A 12,358-nucleotide genomic window follows, 5' to 3' on the forward strand; every position below is an offset into this window, starting at 1 on the left:
TTATGAAATATATTTTTTTGAAAATGGCTGTCATTTTCCTGTTAGCCATGATCCCGCACTATGCGAGGGCACAGGTACAGCCAGCAGAAATACCCGCTGATACTGCGAAAGCCGTAAAGAGCCTCCCTCCGGAAGTGCCTTATACGACAATAGCTCCTTTTGAATTAAGGGTGACTTATGATAAAACCACCCATCTGATCTTTCCCTCGGCTATACGCTATATGGATTTGGGAAATGAACATATTACCGCTGAGAAAGTGGAAAATGTGGACAATGTGCTGAGGATAAAGGCATCTGTGAAGGATTTTACAGAAGAAACCAATTCTTCTGTTATTACCGAAGACGGGAAGTTTTACAATTTCAACATCCGGTATAGTGACTACCCTGGTGCTCTTGTGATTAACTTATCAAGAGAAAGGAGAGCTGGTAAAGATAGTATAACTGCAACCGGCGAAGGGGAAGCCCTCTTTAAAGAGCTGGGATCAGATGCTCCGGCATTATCCCGGCTGGTAATGGAAACCATCTATAAACGGGATAAGCGATTTGTTCATCATATAGCGTCAGAAAGTTTTGGAATACGGGTGCAGCTCAAGGGGATCTATACCCTGAATGGAAAGCTTTTCTTCTATATGCAGGTCAGTAATGCCACGAATATTCCTTTTAGCATTGATTTTATCAGCTTTAAGGTGGTGGATAAAAAGGTCAGTAAGCGTACCGTGATTCAGGAACGTACCATAGAGCCTCTTGGGGAATATTTGGAGCTGAGCGAGGTAGCTGGAACAAGTTCTGAAAGGAATGTTTACCTCTTGGAACAGCTCACTATTCCTGATGATAAGGTCCTGGTTATTGAAATCTTTGAAAAGAATGGCGGCCGGCACCAGGTATTGAATATCGAGAACGAAGATCTCATCAAAGCCAGACTGGTAAAGGACATGCATCTTAATTTCTAATCAACTCCCTAAAATCTTCAAACAATGAAAAATATAGTTTTGATACTTGTTATGTTTCTGGCAGGTTTTAGCCTGGCTAAGGCTCAAAGGCTGATGCAGGGAAAGAAAGGAATAGAGCTTTCGGCGGGCATAGCCTGGGGAAAAGATTTTTTACCTACTCCGTACTATATACAGGCAGGAATGACAATGACCAGGAAAAAAGGCAACTACCTGTTGTGGGCACTTGATTATTCAAGGAGAAAGTATGCTTTTGAAGGAACTGAAATCCCGGTAGAGAGCTTTGCCGGTGAAGGAAGTTACAACCTGTATGTACTGGGAGACTGGTCAAGGACGGTTTCACTTTACGTTGGACTGGGTGCTGTGGCGGGGTATGAAACCATTAATGAAAGCAAAAAGATACTTCCTTCCGGTGCTGTTATTCTTAATGAGGACCATTTTATGTATGGAGGTGCTGTACGTCTTTCATTAGAGACTTACCTGGGAAACAGAGTAGTGCTGTTAGTCCAGGGGAAAACCCGGTATGTGATGGGAACAACCTTGGAACGCCTCCGTCCGTGGGCGGGTGTGGGAATACGTTTTATTTTTTAATATTAAACCCAATTATTATGAAATATTTTATCATCTACCCATCTTTAATGAAGGGTATCATGAAAAAGCGAAATCTATTGAGCGTCCTTTTGATAGGCTGTTTTATGCTTATCTCCTGCTCTAAAGAGTTGGATATCCAGACCAATTTTCCGTTTACGCTGGAAATTATGCCTGTTCCTTCCAAAGTAATTTCCGGAGAGATTGTAGAAATTCCGTGTCATATCAAAAGGGAAGGCTTCTATCAGGCAACCGAGTACTCGATCCGTTATTTTCAACACGAAGGTTTGGGCAGCCTGATGCTTCAGGTGGATAAGCCTTTGAAGCCTAACAAACAGTATAAAATTCCGCTTGACTCTTTCAAACTTTACTACCGACCGAAATCTAAGGAGAGTCATAAGTTTCAAATATGGGTGTCGGATCAGTTCGGAAACGAGAAAACAGCTGAATTTGATTTTAACTGATATTCATCACTTGAGGGGTTAATATGTATGAAGATGAGACAGCCGGGGTTTTTACCCTGGCTTTTTAAGTTTAATAATAAAATCGAAAAAAATTCTTCTTCTATTTTAATACGACACGTTTTGGCGCTGTGCGGGTATAGCTTTGCCATATGATATAAAGCATTGAACAGCAATATACATATGTTACGAAAAATTAATAAAAATATGGGGTTTTTACGGATGACATATGCTAATTATTAATAATATTTTTAACCCGTTAAATACACAAGCGTATGAAGAAATTTTATTTCTGTGCTTTAACCTTATGCACAGTCTTGGGATCAGCCCAGGAATTAATGTGGCAACGAGACATCAAATCCTCTACTCAGGATTTTTTGAGTCAGGTTACCACAACAATTGATCAGCAGTATCTGATCACGGGAAGCTCGATTCAGAAGGGCACATTACAGCAAGCGAGCAAACAAAACAATGGCTACGATTTCCACTTGGTCAAACTGAACCAGCAGGGAGAAGATGTTTGGGAAAAATACTTTTCCGGGCAGAATCATGATTATCTCTCAGCTGCTGTTACCACACAGGATGGCGGGTTTTTAATTGCGGGTACCTCTTATTCAGGAAAGGGTCTGGATAAAAAAGAGGCTTCTAAAGGAGGTTCAGACATCTGGTTAATCCGAATCAATGAATTTGGGGATGAACTATGGCAGAAAACGTTAGGAACTGCTGCAGATGAAGAAGCAAGAGCTGCTATTCAAACTATGGATTTAGGATTCTTTGTTGCTGGCAACGTAGAGAATGCTGCAAAAGGTTATGGTTCTAAAGATGTTTTAATTGCCAGATTAGACAAAGACGGAAAAGAACTATCCCAGCTTGTTTTAGGAGGAAAAGGCTTAGATGAAGTAGAAAAAATGATTCCCACGAAAGACGGTGGAGCCTTACTTGGAATATACTCCCGAAGCAATGCTGGAGGAACAAAGAAAACTGAAAATTATGGAGAAGGAGATTTTTGGGTAGTAAAACTTTCTAAAGATAATAAAGTGGAATGGGAAAAGAACTTTGGAGGAAAAGGAGATGATCATGTAAGAACATTGGCTTTAACATCAACTGGATTTGTCATTGGTGGAGAATCCAGGTCAGAGAGAACAGGAAATAAAACCGTAGGTCTTGAAGAAGGAACAGACCTGTGGCTTATTTCTTTAAATGAAAGAGGGGATGAAGAGTGGCAGAAATCTTACAATTTCAAAAACCGTGATATTTTGATGGGAATGAGCGTGCTTCATTCGGCAGACGACAAATCTACTAAAGGCATTCTACTAGGTGGTTATACCCAAGCTGAGGGGAGAATACAAACCGATGATGAAACGTTCTGGATGCTATACCTTGATCAAAATGGAAATGAGCAGTGGCGAAAGCATATAACAGGAGAGTCCAGACAAAAAAAAGAAAGACTTTCAGACTTGAAGCTGAATAGAGATGGTTCCATTATTCTGGCTGGAACCAGTGCAGAAGAATTGGGCAAAGAAAACTGGAAGATTGTGAAACTGGGAGATAAGCAGGTTGATCAGCTCATTGAAAAATATGACATCAAAATCTATCCAAATCCAGTATCAGATTATGCGTATGTAGAAATAGGTTCCCAGTTCACGGAAGCTGATATTTTGTTGTACGATATGAGTGGAAGACAACTCCAAAGTCTTAAAACCAAAAACAAAGTCACTAAGATTAATACCCAGGCTTTAGTTCAGGGAGCGTATCTGGTGACTATCAAAACCGATACGAATAAAACTGCTAACGCCAAATTAATTAAGAAATAAAAACGTAATGAAAAGAAATATTACAAGCTTATTCTTTTGCTTGTCTATGGGTGTGGCTCTCGCGCAAACTACCGGCAGCAAACAGTCAACACTACCCAATATTATTCCTCCATCTGCTGAATCCTACAAATTGGGAGCATTTGGAAATCTTCCGGTAAGCCTTTTCACAGGGAATGCCAATGTAGATATTCCTGTAACATCTTTTGCAACTGAGAATATTAATATTCCCATCAGGCTTAATTATTTTTCTAATGGAATCAAAGTAGACGACATGAACGGTTCTATAGGACTTGGTTGGAACCTTGTTTCCGGAGGGGTAATCACAAGGGTGATAAGAGATTTACCTGATGAGGATAATCAATCCAATATAAATATCCCAACCAATATTGGAGATTTGGGTGCTAATACAACGGCTGCTATGCAGTTTTTCCAGGATGCCTCCTTCGATGATATAGATACAGAGCAGGATTTGTATATGGCCAGTTTTGGAGGGATGCAGATTAAATTTGTCTTTGACAAAAAAGGAATTCCTGTCATTTATTCCCAAAAAGATGTAGTGATTGAGGGAACCAGTGGAGGAAATTCTTTTACTATAACGGTAGATAATGGAACCAAATACTATTTTACAGATAAAGAGACGACATCTAACCGTACCGCTGGTGCAGGACATTCTCTCATATCCATTTCTACCACAGCCTGGTATCTGACAAAAATTGAGGATATTACCAGCGGAGAAACTGTATTTATTGAGAATGTAGATGGTGGGTATACTGGTACTATGAGCCAATCACAGACCTTATCATATACTACTCCTAATGATGGTCCTATGACATCGGGTTGCGGAAACCCGGCATTTATCAGATACCCTCAAGTAAGTGAACTGATCAGCCATAACCAGACTGTTACCGGAAAACAGATTAAAAGAATTTATAGTAACAATCCTTCTTATGGAGAGATTATTTTTGATTACCTGCAATCGGGAGGCAGTGGAGACTATAAGAGATTACAGAAAGTTACCAAAAAAGTTAATGGCAGTATAATTAATGATGTTACTCTCAATTACAACCTTACCGCTAATAACCGTCTGTTCCTTACTTCGGTAGTGGATGGTGTTTTAAATACTACCTATGGATTTGAGTACAACTTACCGGATGTATTTCCTCCAAGATTGGCCTTTAGCAGGGACAGCTGGGGATATTATAATGGCAATACCTCCAACACTAATCTGGTTCCTTACAAAGAGAAGGTATCTATGTGGAGTTCATACAATGGAGCATCACAGTCGGTCGTTCCTCAGCACACGGCTATTGGGATACTTCAAAAGGTAATTTATCCTACAAAAGGATCTACCGAGTTTACCTATGAAAACCATACTGCAATTGAGCAAAATGTAATGCTCAGTCCATCGGAAAGAACAGGAACTCAGATTAAAGCCACGGCAGATGATAATAATGGTCATGTTGAAAATACAGTGGCTTTTACTCCACTTCGAACAGAAGATATCACTCTGGGAGGAAGTGCCCAGTTTAATAGTTCATGTGATCCTGCCGAGCAGGTTACCGGGAAACACAGGGCAATTGTGAGCCTCTTAAAGTCCAATGGTCAGGCTGTTCCATTATTTTTTAAAACTCCTGCTGGAGTGGTTACAGATGCGGGTAATTCGGTTACTTTTCCTACCAATAATGGAGCAGGCCTTTTTGCCCATGTTCAGAAAGATGAACCTTTAACTCTTAAAGTTTGGACGCTATTTGTTTGTACCCGTTCCACGGCATCTGCAAGTTATACAACCAAGGAGGCAGTTTATGGAGATAAAGAAGGACCAATTGGTGGGCTACGAATTGCTAAGATTGTAGATACTTCGGAAAATGGGGTAGCCAATACAAGAAAATTTGTTTACCGTGATTTGAATGAGCAAAACACCGAGGCTGTTGTATTAAGAACTCCCGCATTTGAGGAGCAGCTCTTTTATACAAGAACCTGTAGTACTGTAAACCCGAACCTTCCAAGTGGGTCAGTCCCTACAGGAGTAGAAAGGTTTCCCTATACGATGGTAACATCTTCCAATATTAATCAGCTATTTGCTACCCATCCCAATGTTTTTTATAAAACAGTACAGGAAATTGTAGAAGGCAAATCTAATATCATTCATAAATACTCTACTAGTTCAGATGATTTTGGTAAAGTAATTTATGGGAACAATATTCGAAACTCTGTCTGGACGAATTTTGGATGGAATAATGGACGCGAAATTTTGACGAAATATCTGGATGCAGGAGGTAACCTGGTACGCACCGTAGAGATGAATTATGAAGAAGATAACAGCAGAAAATATCAGGTGGATGGCTTTTCGATCAGAAAAAATTATGACAATCCTGTCACTAAGAATGAGACCAAACTCTGTACGGCAGAAGACGTGATAAAAACCATATCGTATACCTATTGTACTGCCAATCATTCTCACAAATACAATGCGGTAGACGGATATAAAAACTGCCAGGCAACAGGTGCTCAAAATACCACTCAAACGTATAATGATGTCTGTTTTGGAAAGCCTGTAGGCCTGATTACCTATGAAGATAAGCTGGATAATCTTGATATTGTACAATACAAAAATATTTCACATTTCGAGTACCTGAAATCACAGAAAACAACAGACTATCTGAATGGTAATGCAATGAAAACTGAAACCCAGTATTTCTATAATAATCCAAAACATACCCAGATAACCTCGCAGAAAACTATTTTTCCGGATTTGTCTACTACAGAAAAGACGTATCAGTACGCCCATGAGAAAAACAATCAGTTAATGATTGATAAAAATATGGTTGGTATTGCGTTGGAAACAAAATCACAGCAAACGGTAGATAATATTACCAAAGTGACATCAAGGGAAGAAACTATTTATCCAACAGCGCTGCCTCATGCAATTACCGGAAATTTAGTGCTTCCACTGTCTGAATATTCTTATGACACCCTTAATCCAGCTATTTCTTCTAAGGATGTTACTTACGAAAAATATGATGAAAAAGGGAATATTCTCCAGTACAGAGAGAAAGACGGTACTCCTGTAAGTATTGTCTGGGGCTATAACAAGACCAGACCGATTGCAAAAATTGTGGGAGCATTGTATAGTCAGGTGGAAGGAATGGTAAGTACGATTGTGACGAAATCCAATGAAGATGCCACTGATCCAACCAAAGAAGCTGAACTTCTACTGGCTCTTGATGCCTTTCAGCCCGTTGGGATGACAACCAAGTATACTTATGATCCTTTGGTGGGAGTAACAACCATTACACCACCTTCAGGAGTTAGAGAACTCTATGTGTATGACAATGCCAACCGCTTGAAGCAGGTTCAGGTAAGGGAAAGAGATAATGCAGGAAGCTACAGCTTTAAGGTAGTCAAGGAATTTAAGTATAACTATAAACAGTAAGCACAAATGAAAAAAATACAATTATTAGGTCTGCTGTTTACGGCGATGACGACCTATGCACAGAGTACAACAGAAAATTTTGTACAATCTAAAACATGTCTGAGCGGTGACTGTACTAAGAAAACAGAGGCGATCACTTATTTTGATGGATTGGGAAGACTCAAGCAGATTGTTAATGTAAAAGCTACCACTACAGGGAAAGATTTAGTTACCCCTATCACTTATGACGGGTTTGGGAGACAAGTCAAGGATATTCTTCCTGTTCCGGCTAATACTCTCAATTCAGCGATCCATACAGGGATTGTCAATGAGACTGCGGCTAATTCCTACTATGGTGTAGCCAATGCCTATACAGAAAAGGAAATTGAAAACTCTCCATTGGACAGGGTATTGCAAGTGGCCCAGCCCGGTGATCCCTGGAAGATGGCAAGCGGACATACTCAAAAATATAAATATGAGGTAAACCTAGGTACAGAGGTTAAGAAATTTATCACCAATACAACCACCAGTACGGCAGGAACAGATAATAAAACTATTTCTTCGGTATCCATAGCAACAGGCAGTGGCTTTTATGATGCCGGGACTTTATACAAAAATACAGTAACCGATGAAGACGGAACTCCTGTAACAGAGTTTCAGAATGGCCGTGGTGAGACTGTACTGATACGACGTACAGACGGGTCACAGAATATTGATACTTATTATGTCTATAATGAATACGGGCAAAAGGCATTTGTGATTCCTGCGCTGGCGCTCAAAAAAATTGAACAAAATAGCAATACTGTTACCACGGATATTTTGAACACCTATTGTTACCAGTACAGGTATGATGGTTTGGATAGACAGGTAGAGAAAAGACTGCCGGGAAGAGATGATTGGGAATCTGTGGTGTATGATGCGTCTGACCGCCCTGTGCTTTCTCAGGATGTGAACCTGAAAAATAAAGGACAATGGCTGCTCACCAAATATGATGCCTTTGGCCGTGTTGCCTATACCGGACTCATTAACGGGGGAAGCCGTGCAGATCTACAGGGGCAGATTAACAGTCTTGTGATCAGCGAAATACCTACTGCTACAGGTTTTAGCAAAAATGGGATTGTAGTATATTACACCAATACTCTTTTTACTAATTTTCAGACTCTTCTTTCTGTTAATTACTATGACTCTTATCCAAGGGATGCCAAAGAGTTTCCCCCTGCGAAAATCCTTGATCAATTTGTAGTCAACGAAGATAAAACGCTAAATGGAGGTGCCAATACCCAAGGTCTGCCAACTGCATCTTATGTAAAAAACATTGAAGACGATAACTGGACGAAAACCTATTTCTATTACAATACCAAAGGTGGAAAGGTCGCTGAAAAAAGTTGGAACCATTTAGGCGGATATACTAAAAAGGAATTCAAGCTTGATTTCTCCGGTGCTGTGGATGAAAGCTATACCTATCACAAAAAAGGGAGTGCAGATGCAGAAGTGGCTATCAAAGAAAGATTTGTATATGATGACCAGAAAAGGCTGCTGAAACACTATCATCAGGTGAACAGCCAGACGGAGGAATTGTTGGCAGAAAACACATACAACGATCTCGGACAACTTATCAATAAAAAGACAGGTAATACCACAGGTATACCGTTGCAGTCAATAGACCAGACTTACAACATCCGAGGATGGCTTACGAAAGTAAATGATCCGACGAGCTTAAACGGGAAGCTTTTTGCCTATGAGCTTAAATACCACAATCCTGCTTATTCGACAGTTTCTACCGGGAAATACAATGGAAATATTGCAGAGATAGACTGGTCAAGCGCTGATAATGGAACGTTTAGAAGGTATAATTACCAGTATGATGGATTAGACAGATTGAAAAATGGTATCTATTCTGAGCCCGATGCCACAGTTCCTCATAATAATTATTACAATGAAGCATTGACCTATGATGTAAACGGGAATATTCAGACCCTTAGAAGAAACAGGTTATTGCAAAATTTTGGAGCACAGCAGATTGATGATCTCACTTATACTTACACCGGGAATAGGATTAATACAGTAAGTGATGCTTCAGGGAATTATGCTGGGTATCCGGCTTCTGTATCAACTGCAATTCCGTATGATGGTAATGGAAATATGATAAGCCATGAGGATAGAGGAATATTGCAGATTGACTATAATTACCTTAATCTTCCCAATTACATAAAATTTAACAAATTATATAATAGTCATGACTTTTTAAATACCTATAACGTCAACACAAAGTACTTGTATAATGCTGCTGGAACCAAACTAAGAAAAGTCTACACATATGCAACAGGCAGAGCACAGATGGAAGCTGTCAGCAAGACAGACTATCTGGATGGATTTCAATATACTGATGACATATTAAGCTTCGTTCCTACAGCAGAAGGGTATTATGACTTTGTTAAAAATCTGTATATTTACAATTATACAGATCAGGTCGGAAATATCAGACTGGCGTATTACAAGGATGCTTCCGGAAACCTGAAAATTGACAGAACCAACCATTACTATCCTTTCGGGCTTGAATTTGGCGGAGATTTGAGTATTAATGGTACAGTAACCCCAAGCTATAGATACTCTACTCAAGGACAGGAAAACCAGATTGATACCAAATGGAGTTCTTATAGATGGAGGAACTATGATGCCGGGATGGCGAGGTTCTTTAATGTTGACCCATTAAGTGAAAAATATGCTTATCAGTCACATTATAATTTCTCTGAGAACAGAGTTGTTGATGGTAGAGAACTGGAGGGTCTTGAGTTTGTGCCACTACCAGTATATGCACCTGGAGTTGTAGCACCTCCGCCTGGATATTCGGTAAAACCGGGAGCAGGATCAGCGGTGTATGAGCAGATGAAGAGTAATGCCATTAATAACTATAATGGCTTAATGCGAGGCTTAGCTGCTCAAATAACCGCCGTTGCAGCAGTGGGTACCACGGGCTTAATAATTGCTAACCGTGTACTTAATAACGATTCTGATAAAAAAGGAGATAGTAAAGCTGAAAATAAGGAAAGTGATACAAAATCTGATGGAGAAGGTGTTGTCTATAAAAGAAAAGATAAAAATGGAGAAGAAAAGGACTATGTAGGGCAGGCAAAAAATGAAGGCAGATATGAAAAAAGAAAAAAAGAGCATCAAAGAAAAAATCCAGATGCAGATTATGATTTCGAAGTTTTAGAGCGAGGAAAACCAGGTAAAGATCTTGATAGAAAGGAGCAAAAACATATAGATGAAGGAGGAGGTCCAACTAATAAATCCAATCCTAACGGAGGATTACAAAACAAAAGGAATCAAATAAAACCAAAAGGTCTAAATACAATTAATAATGGCTAAGAGATTTAAATTAAATGTGGGAGATGTCTTCACAATTCCTATTGAAAACAATGAATTTGGAATAGGGCAAATTGTTTATATGCCAAGTCACAAGCATAATTTTATAATGATCGTTTTCGATAAAAAGTATAATTCAAAAGAAGAAGTCGATTTAAACGGTTTAAAAGATTTAAATATATTATTCCTCGGTTATACTGTTGACGCAAAACTGTATCATAAACATTGGGAAATAATAGGAAATAATTTGTCTAATCTATCATCAGTCAAGTTTCCTTGCTACAAATTAGGCTTGCCTAATAATGATTATCCTGATGGCGCAAGATTGATTGACCACAAAGGAAATGTTTTGGCAAATATTGATAAAGATATATTTGACAATCTTTCATATCAAAATGAAGTCGGTCCAATTCGATTTCAAAATGCACTAAAAGCGCATTTTGGATTACAGGAATGGATTCCTGAGGATTATGATAAAATTTTGTATGAGAAAACGTTAGAATCCGTGAGAATTGCTGAAGAAGTATTAAATAATGGGTAATTTCTAAATTTTATTATTAAAGAATTAGGGTATTGAAAATAATACCCTAATTCTTTAGAACTAATACAAACTACCAAATATTAATGAAAGGGGTGGGATAGATAAATTGGATAATAAAAGAAATGAAATGAACCCAGAACGTTATAATAAGGTAAAAGCAAAATATGAAAGAAAAGGAATTCAATAATTTTTGGAATTGGATTAAAATTGATATCGAATATTTAGCTCCAAAAAAAATTACAACAGAGTATGTGAATCTATTAGATGCAGAGATTGAAAGGATTGGTGATTTCTCTTGGGAAATTGGTTTTGATAATAGAGTAAATAAGAATTTTTTAACAATCTCACCAGAAGGGGATGCGGAATTATTGGAGCTTTCAAGAAAAATAATAAATGAAGCTCCGTTTATCAAAGACTGGATTTTTTATTCTGCCAAACCACCTAAACAATGGAAGCTAATATTTAATCTGTTAATAAATGACGAAAAAATTCAATTTAATGCCTCAGAATGGAAATATATTCTTTATAAATATCCTGATAATGTCTACGATATCGTAATTAAAGTTCCCAAATCTTATTTGCCTTACGCTGAATATTTTTATCAAATAGGTGATATTGCCGTTACTGGTGAGCTAGGAGAAGCTTTTGTAATTGAGTATATTAATGAAATTGAGCTAGTATATGAATTCGATGAGGGTGAAATAGGTAAGGGAAAAGATTTTGTCCACTTAAAAACTGAAATATTAATTTAGGACAATAAATACAGAATACAACTAACAAAACATCAAGATGATAGATAAGGGATACCTCAAATTACAAGAGGAGATTTGTGAAAAATATGCACAAGATAAAGACTTGGTAAGTCTTGATTCACTAATTGCTTTAGGGAAAAGTTTTAATCCTTCTCTACAAATAAACGGATTAAGGCATCCACGTACAGAAGTGTTGAATGGTTGGTATATATGGTCAGGCGAAGACTTTAACCCCGAAGAATTCGAGTTTTTTAGACCCTCACATACTCATCACTTATTAGATAATGCTCCGTTTGTAGTCAAATATTTGGGACTACCACCAGGAAACAGATTTCTGATAGATAGTAAAGGGTATGAAGATGTATGGTTTGATGAAAGTTTATTAATAGAAGATTAGGTATAGAAAAGGATATCACGTGTTTATGAAAATTATAGCACGGGTTTATTATCCGTGCTATTTTATTAGAGTAGTATATC

At 38.3% G+C, this 12,358-nt stretch carries 9 protein-coding genes; all 9 read left to right on the forward strand.

Going from position 1 to position 12,358, the window contains the following annotated elements; all coding sequences use genetic code 11:
• Positions 1-23 precede the first annotated feature (23 nt).
• The 9 genes from traN to ACTJIP_RS08840 all read left to right on the forward strand — a co-directional run bounded on the left by traN (position 24) and on the right by ACTJIP_RS08840 (position 12,278).
• A complete protein-coding gene (traN, locus tag ACTJIP_RS08800) occupies positions 24-950 on the forward strand; it encodes a conjugative transposon protein TraN (RefSeq protein ID WP_440704559.1) in 927 nt (308 codons plus the stop codon).
• A gap of 24 nt (positions 951-974) precedes the next feature.
• Positions 975-1,538 carry a conjugal transfer protein TraO gene (locus tag ACTJIP_RS08805; protein ID WP_440704414.1) on the forward strand — a complete coding sequence of 188 codons (564 nt, stop codon included), beginning with the start codon at positions 975-977 and terminating at the stop codon, positions 1,536-1,538.
• Between the two features lie 17 nt (positions 1,539-1,555).
• The gene (locus tag ACTJIP_RS08810; RefSeq protein WP_440704415.1) at positions 1,556-1,999 is read left to right on the forward strand and encodes a TraQ conjugal transfer family protein; all 444 of its coding nucleotides are present in this window, start codon (positions 1,556-1,558) and stop codon (positions 1,997-1,999) included.
• A gap of 272 nt (positions 2,000-2,271) precedes the next feature.
• Positions 2,272-3,810 carry a T9SS type A sorting domain-containing protein gene (locus ACTJIP_RS08815; RefSeq protein WP_440704416.1) on the forward strand — a complete coding sequence of 513 codons (1,539 nt, stop codon included), beginning with the start codon at positions 2,272-2,274 and terminating at the stop codon, positions 3,808-3,810.
• 7 nt (positions 3,811-3,817) lie between these two features.
• A complete protein-coding gene (locus ACTJIP_RS08820; protein WP_440704417.1) occupies positions 3,818-7,243 on the forward strand; it encodes a hypothetical protein in 3,426 nt (1,141 codons plus the stop codon).
• 6 nt (positions 7,244-7,249) lie between these two features.
• On the forward strand, positions 7,250-10,591 hold the full coding sequence (locus ACTJIP_RS08825; RefSeq protein WP_440704418.1) for a DUF6443 domain-containing protein: 3,342 nt from the start codon (positions 7,250-7,252) through the stop codon (positions 10,589-10,591).
• Positions 10,584-11,129: an Imm26 family immunity protein gene (locus ACTJIP_RS08830; RefSeq protein WP_440704419.1), complete on the forward strand. Its 546-nt coding sequence runs from the start codon at positions 10,584-10,586 to the stop codon at positions 11,127-11,129. Before ACTJIP_RS08825 ends, ACTJIP_RS08830 begins: the two co-directional genes overlap by 8 nt.
• Before the next feature lie 164 nt (positions 11,130-11,293).
• Entirely contained in the window at positions 11,294-11,881 is a 588-nt protein-coding gene (locus ACTJIP_RS08835; RefSeq protein WP_440704420.1) for a hypothetical protein, read from the forward strand.
• A 37-nt stretch (positions 11,882-11,918) separates the two neighbouring features.
• On the forward strand, positions 11,919-12,278 hold the full coding sequence (locus tag ACTJIP_RS08840) for an immunity protein Imm33 domain-containing protein (RefSeq protein ID WP_440704421.1): 360 nt from the start codon (positions 11,919-11,921) through the stop codon (positions 12,276-12,278).
• Positions 12,279-12,358 lie beyond the last annotated feature (80 nt).

This window comes from Chryseobacterium sp. 22543, from assembly GCF_052044565.1.
GTDB lineage: Bacteria > Bacteroidota > Bacteroidia > Flavobacteriales > Weeksellaceae > Chryseobacterium.